19 protein-coding genes and 1 tRNA gene are annotated in these 16513 nt (G+C 29.6%); 7 read left to right on the top strand and 13 right to left on the bottom strand.

What is annotated here, in order from left to right:
* The first annotated feature begins 7 nt into the window (after positions 1-7).
* Genes ACTT90_RS04860 through ACTT90_RS04830 form a run of 7 tightly spaced genes read left to right on the top strand, consistent with a single transcriptional unit; the run spans position 8 to position 5725 of the window.
* Positions 8-295: an HU family DNA-binding protein gene (locus tag ACTT90_RS04860; protein WP_440937699.1), complete on the top strand. Its 288-nt coding sequence runs from the start codon at positions 8-10 to the stop codon at positions 293-295.
* The gene (gene pyrF / locus ACTT90_RS04855; protein ID WP_440937698.1) at positions 285-962 is read left to right on the top strand and encodes an orotidine-5'-phosphate decarboxylase; all 678 of its coding nucleotides are present in this window, start codon (positions 285-287) and stop codon (positions 960-962) included. Before ACTT90_RS04860 ends, pyrF begins: the two co-directional genes overlap by 11 nt.
* Entirely contained in the window at positions 959-1579 is a 621-nt protein-coding gene (locus ACTT90_RS04850; RefSeq protein WP_440937697.1) for a phosphoribosylanthranilate isomerase, read from the top strand. Before pyrF ends, ACTT90_RS04850 begins: the two co-directional genes overlap by 4 nt.
* Before the next feature lie 9 nt (positions 1580-1588).
* Positions 1589-2779, top strand: a complete 1191-nt coding sequence (gene trpB / locus ACTT90_RS04845) for a tryptophan synthase subunit beta (protein ID WP_440937696.1) — start codon at positions 1589-1591, stop codon at positions 2777-2779.
* Positions 2772-3572 (top strand): tryptophan synthase subunit alpha, encoded by an 801-nt coding sequence (gene trpA, locus ACTT90_RS04840; RefSeq protein ID WP_440937695.1) that lies wholly within the window; start codon positions 2772-2774, stop codon positions 3570-3572. The genes trpB and trpA overlap by 8 nt, the downstream gene beginning before the upstream one ends.
* Before the next feature lies 1 nt (position 3573).
* Positions 3574-4506, top strand: coding sequence for an acetyl-CoA carboxylase carboxyltransferase subunit beta (locus ACTT90_RS04835; RefSeq protein ID WP_440937694.1), 933 nt, complete (start codon positions 3574-3576; stop codon positions 4504-4506).
* Positions 4460-5725, top strand: coding sequence for a bifunctional folylpolyglutamate synthase/dihydrofolate synthase (locus ACTT90_RS04830; RefSeq protein ID WP_440937693.1), 1266 nt, complete (start codon positions 4460-4462; stop codon positions 5723-5725). Before ACTT90_RS04835 ends, ACTT90_RS04830 begins: the two co-directional genes overlap by 47 nt.
* On the opposite strand, the gene ACTT90_RS04825 is transcribed toward ACTT90_RS04830, so the two are convergent.
* The 13 genes from ACTT90_RS04825 to murA all read right to left on the bottom strand — a co-directional run bounded on the left by ACTT90_RS04825 (position 5722) and on the right by murA (position 16510).
* Complete coding sequence (locus tag ACTT90_RS04825; RefSeq protein WP_440908714.1) at positions 5722-6039, bottom strand: thioredoxin family protein; 318 nt, start codon at positions 6037-6039, stop codon at positions 5722-5724. The genes ACTT90_RS04830 and ACTT90_RS04825 overlap by 4 nt on opposite strands.
* Before the next feature lie 65 nt (positions 6040-6104).
* Positions 6105-7553, bottom strand: a complete 1449-nt coding sequence (locus ACTT90_RS04820) for an exonuclease domain-containing protein (protein ID WP_440937692.1) — start codon at positions 7551-7553, stop codon at positions 6105-6107.
* Positions 7550-8236 carry a hypothetical protein gene (locus ACTT90_RS04815; RefSeq protein WP_440937691.1) on the bottom strand — a complete coding sequence of 229 codons (687 nt, stop codon included), beginning with the start codon at positions 8234-8236 and terminating at the stop codon, positions 7550-7552. Before ACTT90_RS04815 ends, ACTT90_RS04820 begins: the two co-directional genes overlap by 4 nt.
* A 37-nt stretch (positions 8237-8273) precedes the next feature.
* Positions 8274-9371, bottom strand: a complete 1098-nt coding sequence (locus ACTT90_RS04810) for a DNA recombination protein RmuC (protein ID WP_440937690.1) — start codon at positions 9369-9371, stop codon at positions 8274-8276.
* A gap of 189 nt (positions 9372-9560) precedes the next feature.
* On the bottom strand, positions 9561-10250 hold the full coding sequence (gene hisG / locus ACTT90_RS04805) for an ATP phosphoribosyltransferase (protein WP_440937689.1): 690 nt from the start codon (positions 10248-10250) through the stop codon (positions 9561-9563).
* Positions 10247-11293, bottom strand: coding sequence for an ATP phosphoribosyltransferase regulatory subunit (locus ACTT90_RS04800; protein WP_440937688.1), 1047 nt, complete (start codon positions 11291-11293; stop codon positions 10247-10249). The genes hisG and ACTT90_RS04800 overlap by 4 nt, the downstream gene beginning before the upstream one ends.
* The gene (hisS, locus tag ACTT90_RS04795) at positions 11271-12665 is read right to left on the bottom strand and encodes a histidine--tRNA ligase (RefSeq protein WP_440937687.1); all 1395 of its coding nucleotides are present in this window, start codon (positions 12663-12665) and stop codon (positions 11271-11273) included. Before hisS ends, ACTT90_RS04800 begins: the two co-directional genes overlap by 23 nt.
* Before the next feature lie 306 nt (positions 12666-12971).
* A complete protein-coding gene (locus tag ACTT90_RS04790) occupies positions 12972-13187 on the bottom strand; it encodes a cold-shock protein (RefSeq protein ID WP_440937686.1) in 216 nt (71 codons plus the stop codon).
* Between the two features lie 88 nt (positions 13188-13275).
* Positions 13276-13350: transfer RNA gene (locus tag ACTT90_RS04785), tRNA-Phe, on the bottom strand.
* A 5-nt stretch (positions 13351-13355) separates the two neighbouring features.
* Positions 13356-13571 (bottom strand): translation initiation factor IF-1, encoded by a 216-nt coding sequence (gene infA / locus ACTT90_RS04780; protein ID WP_075519823.1) that lies wholly within the window; start codon positions 13569-13571, stop codon positions 13356-13358.
* Between the two features lie 2 nt (positions 13572-13573).
* A complete protein-coding gene (gene hisD, locus ACTT90_RS04775; RefSeq protein WP_440937685.1) occupies positions 13574-14860 on the bottom strand; it encodes a histidinol dehydrogenase in 1287 nt (428 codons plus the stop codon).
* Between the two features lies 1 nt (position 14861).
* Positions 14862-15254 carry a DUF2948 family protein gene (locus ACTT90_RS04770; protein WP_440937684.1) on the bottom strand — a complete coding sequence of 131 codons (393 nt, stop codon included), beginning with the start codon at positions 15252-15254 and terminating at the stop codon, positions 14862-14864.
* Positions 15251-16510: a UDP-N-acetylglucosamine 1-carboxyvinyltransferase gene (gene murA, locus ACTT90_RS04765; RefSeq protein WP_440937683.1), complete on the bottom strand. Its 1260-nt coding sequence runs from the start codon at positions 16508-16510 to the stop codon at positions 15251-15253. The genes ACTT90_RS04770 and murA overlap by 4 nt, the downstream gene beginning before the upstream one ends.
* Positions 16511-16513 lie beyond the last annotated feature (3 nt).

Raw genomic sequence — 16513 nt, 5'->3', positions numbered from 1 at the left:
AGAAATTTTGTCTATAGTAAAATCTAAATTATTAGACCAATTACACAAAAATTACCCAAATTTCAGAAAAAAAGATTTGCATTTATTGGTAGATATAATTTTAAAGGAAATTAAATTATCTCTTAAAAGAGGTGAAAGAGTTGAATTAAGAAAGTTTGGTGTATTTTCTACAAATACACAAAAAAAATCATTGAGAAGAAATCCAAAAACTGGTGAAAAAGTTGAGGTTCCTGAAAAAAAAACTATACAATGGAAAATGTCTAAAGAAATGTTTAATGCATTAAATGATGAATAACAAAATTTTTATAGCATGTGATACATCAAGCATATCAAAAGCTAAAGAGATAATCAGAAAAACACAAATTACCTCAAAATTAGAAATTGGCTATAAATTTGGATTAGAATTTTTAAATTCTAAAGATGGAAGAAACTTTATAAGTAAAATCAAAAATCAAACTGTTTTCATTGATACAAAGCTACATGATATTCCAAATACATGTGTCTCAGCTGTAAAAGCACTCAAAGATTTAAATATAGATTATCTAACAATGCACATAAGTTCTGGTTTGGATGCTCTAAAAGCTACAAAAAAAGTAGCAGGCAAAATTAAACTTATTGGTGTCACTATTTTAACTTCACTTGATAATAAATCTTTAAAAGAAATTGGTTTTAACAAAGATATTAAAAATTTAGTTTTACAACAGGCAAAACTAGCACAAAAAGCAAAATTAGATGCGCTAGTTTGTTCTGCTCAGGAAGTGAAAATTGTAAAAAAAGTATTTAAAAAAGAAATCATCACACCTGGTATTAGATTTGACACTAATAGCAATGACCAAAAAAGAACATCAAGTCCAAAACAAGCATATAAAAATGGAAGCAGCTGGCTTGTAATTGGGCGACCTATTACAAAAGGTAATATAAAAAAAAATATTCAAAACCTCATTGATCATTTAGAGAAATGATACAAAATTGTAAAATTTGTGGGGTGAAAGACACAAAAACTTTAAAATATATTATTAATCATAAATATCCTCCTAAGATGATTGGTTTTATTTGTAATTGGCCAAAATCAAAAAGATTTGTCTCTGATGATCAATTAAAAGAATTGTTAAAAATTGATAAAAAAAGAACATCATATGTAGCTGTTTTAGTTAACCCTGATGATGATATATTAAAAAAAGTTAAAGAGTTGCCCTTTGACTATTATCAGCTCTATGATTGTGAGCCTCAAAAAATTAAAACGATTAAAGAAAAATATAATAAAAAAATTATATCCGTTGTAACGGTCTCTGAAGAAAAAGATGTTTTAAAATACAAAGATTTTGAAGATTTTTCAGACGTAATACTATTTGACTCAAAAGGCTATCATAATTCAGTATCTTTCGATCACAACTATCTAGATAAGGTAAATACAAAACTGTCTTTAATGATTGCAGGTAACATTAAAATAGAAGATGTGCCAAATTTAAAAGATAAAAACTTTTGTATAGATATAAGTGGAGGACTTGAGACAGAGGGTATCAAAGATATAAATAAAATTGATAAGTTTCTAAATTCAGTACATAATCTAAATTCTTAAAAAAATAATATGAGTAAGAATTCTTTAAAAACGGGTCCAGACGAACTTGGTTATTATGGCGAAGGTGAAAATGCTATGGGAGGTATTGCAGTTGGAGAAACTTTAATGCCCGCTCTTCATGAATTAAGCCAAGGATTTGAAGAAGCTATAAAAGATCAAGATTTTTTAGATGAATATGCCTACCATTGTAAACATTATATCGGAAGACCCTCGCCTCTCTATTATGCTGAAAACCTAACAAAACATATTGGTGGTGCAAAAATATTATTTAAACAAGAACATTTAAATCATACTGGAAGTCACAAAATTAATAACTCTCTATTTCAAGTTTTGTTAGCAAAGCGAATGGGTAAAAAGTATTTGTTATGTGAAAGTGGAGCTGGTCAGCATTTTTCTGCTACAGCTGCTGTTGCTGCTAAATTTGGATTACCATTGGTTGGAATTATGGGAGATGTGGATGTTCAAAGAGTTAATCAAAATATTATCAAAGCAAAACACTACGGTGCCAAGTTAAAGGCTGTACCAGGCACTTTAAAAGAGGCAATTACTGAAGCTATTAAAACTTGGACAACTGATCCTGACAGTGCTTATATTTGTGGTTCAGTTGTATCAGCTCACCCTTTTCCAAAAATAGTTGCATTTGCACAGAGTATTATTGGTAGAGAAATAAGAGAACAATCAATGAAGCAAGAAAAGAAAATTCCAGATATGATTATTGGTTGTGTAGGAGGTGGATCTAATTTTGCTGGAGCAATTTATGAATTTTTAGATGATAAAAATGTAGAAAAAGTTGGAGTAGAAGCCGCTGAAACTGCCGCCCTATCACATGGAACACCAGGAATTATGCAAGGTATGAAAACATACTTATTGCAATCTAATGATGGTTCAAAATCTCTAGGCGGAAATAGTTTAGGTGCAGGTATTCAATATTTTGGTGTTGGGCCTTTACATAGTTATTTGCATGATCAAAAAGCTGTAACCTATACATCTGCAACAGATGAAGAAATTTTAAATGCATATAAAACAATTGCAAAATATGAAGGAATATCTTCAGCATTAGAACCTATGGCAGGTGCTGCTTACTTGCTTAAAATTGCAAAAGATAAACCAAAAGATTACCTAATTTGTCTATCTTTATGTGGTAGAGGTGAAAAAGATTTAGATACTATTGAAAAACATATAGGAAAAGATTTTGAGTAAGAGATTAGAAAATATTTTCCAATCATCTTCACCAAAAACAAAATTGGTAAGCTATTTTGTTGGCTGCTATCCTGATCCAGACACAAGTTTTGAATTAATTAAACAAGCAATAGATAATGGTGTTTCTATTCTAGAGATTGGTTATTGTACATCAGAGGCATCTGCTGAGGGACCGATTATTAAAAAAGCTCATGATCATGTTTTAGAAAATGATTTCACCTTAAAAGATACAATTAAACTTGTAAAAAAAATTAGAGACTATAATTCTGAAGTGGGTATAGTTTTAATGGGCTATATTGCTAATCTATACAAGTACCCTATCCCAAATTTTGTAGAGGATATTAAAAAGGCTGGTGCAGATGCAGTGCTAGTAGTTGATGCACCTCACGAATTGAAAGAAGAAAATATTTTAAGAGAAAATTTAAATAAAAATGAATTATCTTTAATTAAACTTGTGGCACCCACTACAGATGAGCAAAGGCTTAAAAATATAATAAAAATTTCCTCAGGATTTCTATATCAAGTTACAGTTACTGGAACGACTGGTCAAAAATCTGCTGATGAAAGTACTGTAAAAAACTTTATTGATAAAATAAAAGCAATTTCAAATATTCCTGTTTGTACTGGTTTTGGGATCAAAACTCCTGCAGATGCTAAAAAAATGGCTAACACCAGGCCATCTGGGGTTATTGTGGGATCTGCCTTTGTGAAATATATTCAAGATAATTTGGGAGACAAAAATTTACCACAAAATTTAGGTAAGTTAATTAGCAGTTTTGTAAAGGAATTATAACTTGGTTAATTGGATAAATAAAATAATAGAGGCGGGAAAAAATATTAAAAAATCCCTCCACAAAAGAGCTTCTAAAGAAGATATCGCTAATAGTGATTGGATGTCTTGTTGTAAGGGACCAAGACTTAAAGCTGATTTTGAAAACAATATGTGGGTTTGTCCTGATTGTAATAGACATCATAGAATAAAACCTAAACAAAGATTTGATTATTTATTCGGAAAAGATAATTACGAAATTTTTAAAACACCTATCCCTAATGATGATCCACTAAACTGGACAGATTCTAAGTCTTATAAAGATAGATTAAAAAGTGCTAGAAAAAAGACTGGTATGGATTGTGGTATGATGGTGGTAACTGGCACAATAAATGATATTAAAATTACAGCTGTTGCGTCTGATTTTGACTTTTTAGGAGCCTCAATGGCAGCTGCTGAGGGTGAAGCTTTTTTATATGGTATTCAGCATGCAATAGAAAATAGAACACCTTTTTTATGTATTAGTGCTGGCGGTGGAATGAGAATGATGGAGAGTTTAATTTCTCTTTCTCAAATGACAAGAACTACACTTGCAATCAATGAATTAAAGAAAAATAATTTACCTTATCTTGTATGTATTACTGATCCAACAGCTGGAGGTATTACAGCCTCATATGCAATGTTAGGTGATTTACATATTGCAGAACCAGGAGCATTAATTGCTTTTGCTGGTGCAAGAGTAATTCAAGGAACTGTTAAAGAACAATTGCCAGAAGGATTTCAAAAAAGTGAATATGTACAAAAAACCGGTTTCGTTGATTTAATTGTAGATAGAAAAGATTTAAAAGAAAAATTAGGAATTTTATTATCAATATTATTAAATAAGAATTCTGTTATAAATTCTGAAGAAAATGAAACTTCAGAAGATAGTCAATCGCTTACAAAAGCTGCATCCTAAAGAAATAGATCTAAGTTTAGATCGAATAAAAAATCTTTGTAAAAAATTAGACAATCCTCAAGACAAAATCAAAGCTATTTCAGTAGTTGGAACTAATGGTAAAAATTCTACTATCCAAGCCTGTTTTGCAATTTTAAAAGCTGCAAACATTAAATGTAATGTTTACACTAGTCCTCATATTCAAAAAATTAATGAAAGATTTGTTTATAATAATAAAGAATTAACTGATGATGAATTAGTATCATTGTTTGAAATTGTTGAAGAAGCAAATTCTAATGAGCCTATTACTTTTTTTGAAATACTAACTGCTTGTTATTTTTATCAAGCAGCAAAGTATCCTAATAATATTAATTTAATAGAAACTGGATTATTTCACAGATTTGATGCTACAAATATTTTAAATAAAAATTTAGCAAGTATTGTTACTTCTATCTCGCTTGATCATCTCGATTGGCTGCCAAAAGATCAACAAGATGTAGAGAAGATAATATTTGAAAAAACTTCAGCTCTCTTAAATTCTAATATTATTGTTGCAAAGCAAAGAGATATTAAAACAACTGAATGTATCAAAAATACTATCGCTAAAAATCAATCAAATAAGTATTTTTTCAATGAAGATTTTAGTTTTTCAGAAGGAAAAAATCGTTTTTTTTATTATGAAGATAAATTTGGTGGCTTAAAACTACCGGCTCCTAATGTGCTTGGTCAATTTCAATTAGAAAATATTTCATCAGCAATTGCAACATTAAGGATTTTAGATTTTGAAATTAAAGATGAACAGATAAAAAAAGGCATTACTGACATCAAAAGTATTGCAAGACTGCAAGAAATAAAATCCGGAAAACTCAAAAATTTGGTAAAAAATAATATACTTTTAGTGGATGGTAGTCACAATGAAGATGGTTCAATTGCACTAAATAATTATCTAAATAGTCTTAATTGTAAAAAGCATTTGATAATTGGAATGATGGCCAATAAAGAACACGAAAAATATATCAGTTATTTCAAAGATATTACTTCTTTGACTACAATTGATATTCCTAATCAGCCTAATTCTATAAAGGGTGAAGAACTTAAAGAAAAATTTAAAAATATAAAAAATACTAACTATTCAGATAGTATTGAAAACGCCCTAAAAAGTATAAACCCTGAGCAAGGTGATCTTATATTAATAACAGGATCTTTGTATTTGGCAGGTGAAGTTTTAAATCAAAATTAAATATTTTTATCTAAAAATTCTTTCATAGCACCTTCAGGTACACCACCAACTTTTCTATCAACTTCAACACCTTTTTTGTAGACGATAACAGTTGGAACTCCCCTAATACCCGCTGCGCTTCCTGTGTTGATACCACCATCTTCGATGTCAGCATAATAAAAACCAGCTTTATCTTTGTACTCATCAGCTAGTTTATCCATCACAGGTTTTAATGCCTTACATGGTCCACACCATGCAGCACTAAACTGAATTACAGATACATCTTCATTTTTAATTTTATTTTCGAAATCTTCGTCTTTAAAATCTATAAGCATAATTGAGATATAGTTGATTCAATCTAATATTCAATGGATAAAAAATATTTTTTTGGACTTATTAACTAAGCGTCTGAATATTTTTGTTCAAGATTCATTACATAATCATTAATTCCATCTAAAAATTTTAGTTTCTCATCAGCAGTTTTAAATGAAAACATTTTATCTTCATTTTCTCTTATCTCGTCACACTCAGAGTAAAATGCAGAAACAGTCCACCATTTTTCCTTATTTGTACTTAATATTCTTGATGCTATTCTTCTTTTGATCTTTCTATGAATATCTTTTGGAAGGATCTCTGGTGCCTCATTATAAATTAAATTATGTCCAAAAGTTACAAGCCGATCATCTTTAAATTTATCTAACATTGAAAATTTACCTTTCCAATCACTTTCATGAAATTTTTGAAATAATGGTACGTCTTTATTAAAAGTATCAAATCCTCCTGAATAAATTGTCTCCTCTGGTTCAAGATCAACTTGTGATGAAATTTCCATTTTTTCTTCTGCAGCTTCTCTTAAGATATTGCAGATGTCTTGTGAAAATTTTTCATTGGTTTTCATTAATTCAGCTCTTTTATTAAGTACATTTTGGTCAATTTTTTTATATGGGTCAATTTTCATGGCTAAGCTTTTATCCAAAATAATAGGCGCTTTATTAGACTTAATAGTCTTATAAAACCTTGGTGATTTCTTCATGGCCTTTTTTAGATCTTGATAGTTAAGTTTTTGTAGCTCCTCAATATTTTCAGATAAGTTCACAACTTGACCCCATTTATATACAGGGTGCATAAATGAATTTGGGTGTAATGGAGCAACTAAAAATAAGTAATTTTTGCCAAAATAATTTTCGTTAATAGTAAACATTTTTTCTTGTTTGAGTATGTTTTCAACCACAACTTTGGTACTTGTGTTCATATATTCTCGCCACAAATCTGGTTGATTTTCTCTGATCAGACCTAAAACTTTTACTGTTAGCTCTGTATCAAATAAGGCTGAATGGGCACCAGAGGACTCAAAACCATTTAAACGAGCCAAAGATTCTAATTTCATGGATTTATTACCCTTGTCATTAAGTTCTGTTTTTAAAACATTCTCATCTATAGCAAATGCAGCTTTAACGATATTTAAAGCATCATGTCTTGAGTTTCCTTCGGTATTTGTCAAATAAGGTTTTTTTAATGATTTAAAAAATTCTTTTCTTAAAACTTCATCATCAAAATTAATACTTGAGTAACCCAAAAAAGTTGCGGGTGACCACTCTCTAAACTTCTTATCAACTTGAACAAGCATTTCATAATGACTTAGATTACCTTTAGTAATTAAATCTACATTGGATTTATTTATACATAGTGCTGTTGCAGACGGCACTCTATCTTGAGGCATTCTACATCTAACTGAGAATCTATCTTTCTCTTTAAAGTTATCATCAAGTAGGATTGCTCCTAATTCAATTATAGTTGCCCAATCGGTTTGAGCAGAATCTGTTTCTATATCCCAAACTACGTAGCTCAACTAGCTCTCCTTTGAGCATAAAATTGCTCTACTTTTTCTAAAAATTTGTTTTGATATATTTTTAATCTTTCACCATCCACTATAAAACGTTGAAAGACATTATCTTTAGTGCAAAGCAAAATTACAACTTGTGTTATATTGGATCCATAGACAACATTATGTGCTGTAGAATAAGCAGCACATTGAAGATAATAATCTTCAATCCATTCATCTTTTTTTGGTTTATTACTTTGTTTAAAATCAATTATAGTTTCTTTATTTTCATAAACCCCAATACAATCTGCTGCACCTGCGTATTTTCCAGGATAATATAATGTTGCTTCACATCCCCAAATTTCATCTAACTTATTTCTTAAACCATTTTCAATAATTTGGTCTGCCATCATTCTTTCTCTAGTATTATCTCCTAATAAATCTAAATTTAATTTACCAAGTAAAAATTTTTCTAAGTAATCATGCATTGAGCTTCCTCTGGAGGATGCTTCTCTTGAAATAATTTCAGCTTGTTTATGACCCACTCTTTGTTTCCATTCTGCAAGTTTTGCTTTTTTTTCTTCAGACTCTGTTGCTTTTAAAATTGTTGTAACAGATGGTAAATTTTCTTCATTGACTGAATAATGTCTTGAACCATTTAAAAGCGATCTAGTAGATTTTGGATAAATATATTTATTATTCCATTCCATTCAAATTCTTATATTCCTTATTAATAAAAATTAGAAATTAATTTTTAACTTGTCTATTTCGATCAACAAACTTTTCCACATTTTCAGCTTGTAGTGCTTTTTCAACTTGCTCAGGATCTTTAATATTTTCTAAAGTTCTCGTTATAGATCTTGCATCAGTTCCAAACTTATCCACAACGCCCATCGCTTCTTCTAATTTTTTTCTCAAAGTTACAATATTCTCAAAATGTTTTGAAAATCTTGTACTGATTGTTTTTAGATGGTTATAAATCTCAGTCGCACCCTTTTGAACTTTCAAAGATTGAAATCCCATATGTAATGACTGTAAATATGCTGATAATGTATTAGGACCACAAATAACAATCTTATATTTTTTCATTAATTCTTGAGTTAATAATTCTTTAGTACTTGGATCTTGATACTCTGTTAATTCTTTATAAAGACTTTCGGTTGGAGCATAAACAATTGCAAAATCTGTTGTTTTCGGCGGAACAATATATTTTTCATTTACGCTTTTAGCCTTAGCTTTAAACGCTGAAGCTAATTTGGCTTTAGCATCAGCTACTGCCTTTTTATCATCCGCGTCATGACCATCAGTAATTGCTTTAAATTTTTCTACTGGAAAATGAGAGTCAACTGGCACCAGAACATCTCCTTGGAGTTTAACTGCGAATTCTACATTTTCACTTGTATTTTCTTTCATCTTCACATTCGTCATATATTGTGAGGCAGGCAGCAAATCTTTTATAAGTGCGTCCAGAGAAAACTCAGCTAGAGTTCCATATTTTTTTACCCCAGCTAAAATCTTCGTAATTCCTTCTTGGCTTTGATTTAATAATTGAACTTGTTGATTAAAATTGCCAACTTTTTCATCAACTTTAGTCAGTGCTTCAGTCATATCTTTAGTAACCCCAGTTGAAAGATTATTAAATGATGTGGACATGGCTCCCAAAGATGAATTAATTGTTGAATTCAACGTATCCTTCAAGCTAGATATTTCTATTTTCAAATTCGCTATTTCTTCCAAATCTTTATTTTCATCAGTTTTCTTTGAGTTGCTTTTTAAAGTCAAATAAAGCAGAACAGCAACACCTAAGGTTAATATAATTAATAAACTTATTAAAATTGTATTCATGATTCTATAATGACATTTTACAGATATTTTCTCATAAAAATATTGAATAGTTTAAACAATTAGTTAAAATTTTATATGGATTTAATGTTAATTTTAAAAATTGGTGTTTTAGTTGGTCTACTTGTTGGAGCCTATGCTGTATTAAGAAATCTTGATATAGTTAAAATTATCTTAGTCTATTTTAAAGACTTAATATTTCGTAAGTAATTTAGTAAATCTATTAAAATCTTTATTTTTATTTGATGATTTTGAAACCATCATACAAAGCTCAGATTTTAAAATATAACCATCATTTATAATTCTAAGATTATTAGCTTTAAGAGTAGCTCCAGTACTTGTTATGTCAGTAATAATCTCAGAAGAATCTGTAAATGGTGCAACCTCTGTACTTCCATGTGATTTTACTAATGAAAACTGAGTAACACCTTTGTTGTAAAAAAACTCTCTTGTTAGTCTTGGATATTTTGTTGATACTCTTAATCTTTTCTTCTTCTTTTCTTTAAATTCAAAAGCAATTTCCTCTAAATCAGCCATTGAAAATACATCTAACCAATTTTGAGGCACAGCAACTACTAATGTTGCTTGTCCAAATGGATATTTCTTTTCAACTTTAATTTTATTTTGAACTGTTATTTCACTTTCTTTCAATAAATCAAAACCAGAAAAACCAAGATCTAATGACTTATCTGCAAGTCTTTCAATTATTTCTCTAGCATGCAAATAAATGATTTGAATATTTTTCTTACCCTTTACTGAGCCAAATAAATCTCTATCACCTCTTTCTGAAATTAACTTCAATTTATTTTTCTTAAAGATATTTAAAACATCTTTTCTCAATCTTCCTTTACTTGGGATTCCTATTTTAATTATCTGGCTCATAGATTAATAGCTGCTCCTACTGCATTTACTTTTTCGCTTGAACCAAGATCAGAAATTAAACTGTCATATCTGCCGCCTGAGATTAATTGAACTTGTTTTGAATTAATTTTCACATCAATTCTAAAAACCATTCCTGTGTAATACTCAAGTTGTCTGCCAAATGATGATGAAAATACTACATTTAATTTTGAAATTTTATTTGATGAAAGAGGAAAATATCTTTGATCAACTGCAAGATTAATTCTATTTCTCTTAAAAAACTTATTTAATTGATCAGCTGCTTTATTAATTGGGCATTTAATCTTTAAAAATTCTTTAATTATTTTAGATACTTTTTTACCTTCACTAGCTTTTCTTGGGTTTTTAATTTTTTCATCAAATCTTTTTAGAATTTCTCCATAAGATCTTCCTGCAACTAAAGCAGTTGGATCTTTTTTTAATAAATTTAGATAAAGTTTTTTATCTAGATCAACCACTGTTGGATCAATATCAGCATTAGTCTCTAATCTTTTTAATAGATCATTGAAATAATCCTCTCTCCAAAAGTGTCTAATTAATCTTAATTTCCAACGCGATGGGATTTCAAGTTTATCAATAAGTAATTTGAATATCTCAATATTACCGATGGTTAATGTTCCAGATGAAAATTTTATATTTTTTAAAGATTTAAGAGAGGTATTTATAATCTCTTTATCATCATTTTTTTCATCCTTTGATCCTAATATTTCAAATCCTATTTGATCTCTAATGATAGATTTTTTCTTATCATCATTTTTCCTATAAGCCTGACCACTATAGAAAATTTTTTCTTTACCTTTTAAATTATTGTCTAAATACCTTAAGCAAGATGCAATGGTTAGATCTGGTCTTAAACAAAGCTCGGTACCATCTTGATCATGAAATGAGAAAATAAACTTTCTAAAATTTTCGCCAGATCTTTGTACAATATGATCTGCTTCAATTACCGAAGGTAAATTGATATATTTATATCCTTTAGACTTTACTGATCTAAGGATATTTTCAGATAAATTTTTTGACTTCATTGACTAGTTCTTTTCTTGAAATAGTTTTATTATTTTCACCTTTAGTGCCTTGAAGGTCTTTAATAGTTACAGTGTTATCTTTAAATTCATTTTCACCACAAATAATTGCCAATAATAATCCTCTTTTGTTTGCATAAGTAAGCTGTTTTCCTAAGTTCTTTTTAGTATCTAAAAAAACTTCAGCATTAATGTTATTAGTTCTTAATTCATCTACTAATTCATAATAATTTTTTAAATATTTTTGATCCATAACACATAAAAGAACAGGTTTTTGTTCTTTAATTTTAATTTGATCTAATTGAGTTAATGCAAACAACAATCTATCCACACCAAAGCTAATACCGGTACCTGGTGTATCTACACCTTTAAATCTTGAGATAAGTTTTGCATAAGCTCCACCTGAACAGATACTTCCAATATCTACTTCTTTTCCTTTATTGTTTGTTACTTTAAAATTTAAATTAGTTTCAACAATAAACCCATCATAATAAGCAAGGCCTCTAACAATTGTAAAATTAGTCTGAACCTGGTCTTTTGCATTACCAAAACCAATTACTTCAAAGAAATCTTCTAATTCTTTAATTCCTTCTTGCGATAATTTATTAGTTAATTTTTGCTTTAATTCTTTTAAATTTTTAATTTTTAAAAAATCTAATATTTGTTTAACTTGATCATCATTTAAATCAGCACCCTTTGTTACAGCTCCTGATGCATCTTTTCTTTCTTTTTTTAATAATGCTTCTACACCAGTTAAACCAAATCCTGGTTTATCTAATTTATCAATGGCTCTGATAACTTTTAATTGTTTTTCCTCAGAAATATTAAGTTCATTTATTAAGCCTTGAACTATTTTTCTATTACTTACATTGATTGTAAATTGCTCTTTATTTAATCCACAATCTAAAAGAGTGCTGGTAATTAAATTACAAAGCTCTGCATTTGCTTGGGCAGGATTTGTATTTCCAATAATATCGAAATCTGCCTGCATAAATTCTCGGTATCTACCATTACCTGGTTTTTCATTTCTAAAGACATTTTGAATTGCATATCTTTTATATACAGATGGAAGTTCTTGATTATTTTGAGCAACAAATCTAGCTAACGGACTTGATAAGTCATATCTTAAAGTAATACTTTTATCACCGTCTTTAAAACTAAATACATCAGACATAGGATTGGCCTCGTCTTCCGCTAAAAACGATCCAATATTTTCACTGATTTCAAAAGAGGGTGTCTCTAATGGCTCAGCTCCAAATTTAATAAAATTGTTTTCAATCTCTTTTAAAAGTTGTTTTTTTAAGACTAACTTTTTATCCCAACGATCTTCAAATCCAGACGGTAGCGAAGGATTGAGTTTTTTTTCTTTTTCCATTTTATTGGTACTTTGGGTAGGTTACGCTCCTACGACTTCGGATCCACAAACCGACGTGATACTATTTCACCACCAAAGCTTATATTAATAGTTTTATATTATTTTTTAGTGAATTTAAAATTATTTTATATTTGAAAATAGCTAGCCTTAGCCAGCATGATTGATATATCTATGCGTAGCTCTGTTAGTCTCAATTGTTGAAGCTATTATAATCATGAGCAACTTCTAGAATAAATTAGGATTATTACAAGTAAAAAAAAAGGGAGTTTGCTTTCGCAAACCCCCTTTAAAATTTTGTAAAATTTATTAGCCTTCTTGTTTTACCAAGTTAACTGCGCTTGGGCCTTTTGGACCATCTTCTAAAGTAAACTCAAGTGAGTCTCCTTCATTTAAAAACCTCATACCAGCTGCTTTTACTGCTGAAGCATGAACAAAGGCATCCTTTTCACCATCTTCTCTTTCGATGAAACCATAACCTTTTTTACCGTTAAACCACTTAACTTTACCTTTTAATGTACTCATTTTATTTCTTAGTCCTTTTGTTATTTATAAAGCCGTGAAACTAGTTTTTTTAATAGGAATAGCAAGTAGAAATTAATAAAATTATGGGTGGTGGCTGAGGAAGGATTCGCACCTCCGACACAAGCCTTTTCAGGGCTCTGCTCTACTCCTGAGCTACTCAGCCTTAAGTTATCCTCTAAAGATTATTCTTCCTTTAGTAAGATCATAAGGTGTCATTTCAACCGTAACATTATCACCTTGTAAAACTCTAATTCTATTCTTTCTAAGTTTGCCGGCAGTGTGTGCGGTCACGATATGACCATTTTCTAATTGAACTCTAAACATTGCGTTAGGTAACAAGTCAGTTACCTTGCCTTTGAATTCAAGTAGATCTTGTTTTGACAAATTTATTTTCTCCTAATTCTTTTTATGATTGATTGAGCGTGTCCTTCTAATCTCTCATAATTTGCAAGTGTTATAGCTGATGGTCCAAGACTTTCAATACCCTTTTTTGATAAGTTTATATAAGAGATTTTTTTAACAAATTCTGAAACACTTAGTCCACTGGAGTATTTACTAGTTTTATTTGTAGGTAACACATGGTTTGTTCCTGGCACTCCATAATCTGTCATTGCCATAACTGCATATTTTCCTAAACAAATTGAACCTGCGTTTTTAATTTTTGGTATTAAAGATTTATAATTTTTTGTATTTAGTTCCAGGTGCTCTGGTCCAATTTTATTTATTATCTCTATAATCTTTGTATCAGAATTAACAAACATGAGTATTCCATTTGTGGTTAAGCTTTTGCTTGCAATTGATAATCTCGGCAATTCTTTTAATTGTTTTGAAATTTCATTTTTAGTTTGCTCTAAAATTTTTTGATCTTTAGAAATTAAAATACATTGTGCAAGTGAATCGTGTTCTGCTTGACCGAGTAAGTCACTAGCAATCCATTCAGGATTTGAAGTTTTATCAGCAACAATCAAAATTTCAGATGGACCAGCTGTCATTGCCTCAATTCCAATATCACCAAATACTTCTTTTTTTGCTGCAGCAACATAAGAGTTACCTGGACCTACGATTTTATTGACTGGTTTAATCTTTTTTGTTCCATAAGCAGCAGCTGCAATTGCAGATGGACCACCAATTGAATAGATCTCTTTTATCTTACATTTTTTAGCTGCATACAAAACTGCAGGATTTTGTTTGCCTTTATAACCAGGATTAATCATGACAATTCTTTTTACGCCAGCAACAATTGCTGGAATTGCATTCATTAAAACACTTGATGGATATGAGGCTGTGGATCCAGGAACATAAATTGCAACAGACTCTAATGGTACATATTTATAATCAATCTTGTTTTTATATTTGTCAGTGTATGAAATATTTCTTAATTTTTGTAAGGAGTGAAATTTATAAATTCTATTGTATGCAGCATCAATTGCTTGTTTTACTTTTTTATCTAATGATTTAATAGAATTACTTATTTGTTTTGAGGTTGGGACAATTACATTATTTTTGTTAAATCTTTTTTCATATTTTAATAAAGCTTTATCTCCATTTTTTTTAACATCTCTAATGATATTGGTTACGGAAACACTGCTTGATTGTAGTTTTTTTCTTCTTTGATTTAACAAGCTTTCTAGTGATTTATCAAAGTTTTTACTTTTAAAATTTAAAGATTTCATCTTAATTTGTTTGATCTTCTAATCTCACTTCTATTGCTTCAGTGCCAAGTGAAATTAAAGCATTATTATTAAATATTAAATCAATCTCGTATTCATCATTTTTTTTCAGATAATTTATACAAATTAATTCAAGTGGTTGTTCTTGGTTTTTTTGATCTATGTTTTTAGATTTTACACTGCTTACAAAATCAAATTTACATATACTGCTAACTTTTTTATCTTCTCCTCCAACTTCAACTTTGATTCTTTCAATTGATAATAAAAATACTTTGTTTTCTTTAAGATATTTTATGTTTGCTACATTTGTTTTAGCTCCAGAGCAACAAGCTGAAATCATTTGAAGCCCCTCATTATCTACTGCAATAATTTTTGCTAAATATTTTTTTTCACTCATTTTATTCTTTTAATTTTTACACCAATTTTTTTCAATTTATTCTCTATATTCTCATACCCTCTATCTAAATGATAAATCCTGTTAATTATCGATTTTCCATTAGCAACTATGGCGGCTAAAACAAGCGCAACAGAGGCTCTCAAATCACTCGACATTAATTCTGCTCCATTGAAATCTGTTTTACCTTCTATAATAGCCTTATTATTTTTGATAACTATTTTTGCACCCAATCTTTGTAACTCTGCAACGTGCATGAATCTATTTTCAAAAATACTTTCAGTTATGCTGCTTTTGCCATTTGCCTTACATAATAAAACCATAAATTGAGCCTGTAGATCGGTTGGAAAACTTGGATACTCTTTTGTTTTTATATTTTTTATTGGTTTAATTTTGTCTGGTCCTTTAATTAGAATTTTATTTTCTGAAGTTTTGATTTTAGCACCAACCTTTTTTAGTAAATTTAATTCAGTATTAATGATTTTAGGATTTAAATTTTTTACCTCCAATTCTCCTCTTGATAATGTTGCAGCAACACAAAAAGTGCCAGCTTCTATTCTATCTGCCATTATAGAATATTCTATTTCATTCAAAGATTTAACTCCTACAATCTCACAAGTTCTACCTTTCCATTTAATGTTTGCTCCAGCTGTGTTTAGAAAATTTGTTAAGTCTTTTATTTCGGGTTCAACAGCACAGTTTTTTAAAACAGTTTTGCCATTAGCTAAACAAGCTGCAATGATTGTATTTTCAGTTGCACCAACACTAATTTTTGAAAATGTAATTGTTGTTGCTCTTAATTTTCCATCAGACTTTGCATGAATATATCCTTTTTTGATGTCGTATTTCATGCCCAGCTTTTTTAATGCTGATAAGTGATAATTAACTGGTCGAGCACCAATTAAACAGCCCCCCGGTAATGAGGTGATTGATTTTTGAAATTTAGAAACCAATGGTCCCAGAACAAGAATTGATCCTCTCATAGTTTTAACTAGAGAATAACTTGCAACAGTCTTCATATTTTTCTTATTCATGATTTTTGCAGTTTTTTTATCTTTAGAAAAAGTGATTTTTGAACCTAAAGATTTTAAAAGACTCAACATTGTGTCAATATCTCTTACTCTTGGTAAATTTTTAATTGTAACTGATTTATCAAACAAAAGTGTTGCGGCTAATATAGGCAGCGCTGCATTTTTTGATCCTGAAATTAAAACCTTGCCCTTGAGTTTACACGGACCCTCAATCAAAAATTTATCCATAGA

The organism is Candidatus Pelagibacter sp., from assembly GCF_052049935.1.
Classification (GTDB): Bacteria; Pseudomonadota; Alphaproteobacteria; order Pelagibacterales; family Pelagibacteraceae; genus Pelagibacter.
The sequence above is the reverse complement of the archived record's forward strand: the minus strand, read 5'-3'. Positions and strand labels throughout refer to the sequence as shown.

Bases quoted from the DNA above. Each gene is read 5' to 3' on its own strand.
- hisG (WP_440937689.1), bottom strand. From the start codon at position 10,250: ATGAGCCAGATAATTAAAATAGGAATCCCAAGTAAAGGAAGATTGAGA.
- murA (WP_440937683.1), bottom strand. From the start codon at position 16,510: ATGGATAAATTTTTGATTGAGGGTCCGTGTAAACTCAAGGGCAAGGTT.
- ACTT90_RS04770 (WP_440937684.1), bottom strand. From the start codon at position 15,254: ATGAGTGAAAAAAAATATTTAGCAAAAATTATTGCAGTAGATAATGAG.
- ACTT90_RS04800 (WP_440937688.1), bottom strand. From the start codon at position 11,293: ATGAAGTCAAAAAATTTATCTGAAAATATCCTTAGATCAGTAAAGTCT.
- ACTT90_RS04810 (WP_440937690.1), bottom strand. From the start codon at position 9,371: ATGAATACAATTTTAATAAGTTTATTAATTATATTAACCTTAGGTGTT.
- ACTT90_RS04815 (WP_440937691.1), bottom strand. From the start codon at position 8,236: ATGGAATGGAATAATAAATATATTTATCCAAAATCTACTAGATCGCTT.
- trpB (WP_440937696.1), top strand. From the start codon at position 1,589: ATGAGTAAGAATTCTTTAAAAACGGGTCCAGACGAACTTGGTTATTAT.
- ACTT90_RS04790 (WP_440937686.1), bottom strand. From the start codon at position 13,187: ATGAGTACATTAAAAGGTAAAGTTAAGTGGTTTAACGGTAAAAAAGGT.
- pyrF (WP_440937698.1), top strand. From the start codon at position 285: ATGATGAATAACAAAATTTTTATAGCATGTGATACATCAAGCATATCA.
- ACTT90_RS04830 (WP_440937693.1), top strand. From the start codon at position 4,460: ATGAAACTTCAGAAGATAGTCAATCGCTTACAAAAGCTGCATCCTAAA.
- hisS (WP_440937687.1), bottom strand. From the start codon at position 12,665: ATGGAAAAAGAAAAAAAACTCAATCCTTCGCTACCGTCTGGATTTGAA.
- ACTT90_RS04825 (WP_440908714.1), bottom strand. From the start codon at position 6,039: ATGCTTATAGATTTTAAAGACGAAGATTTCGAAAATAAAATTAAAAAT.
- hisD (WP_440937685.1), bottom strand. From the start codon at position 14,860: ATGAAATCTTTAAATTTTAAAAGTAAAAACTTTGATAAATCACTAGAA.
- ACTT90_RS04850 (WP_440937697.1), top strand. From the start codon at position 959: ATGATACAAAATTGTAAAATTTGTGGGGTGAAAGACACAAAAACTTTA.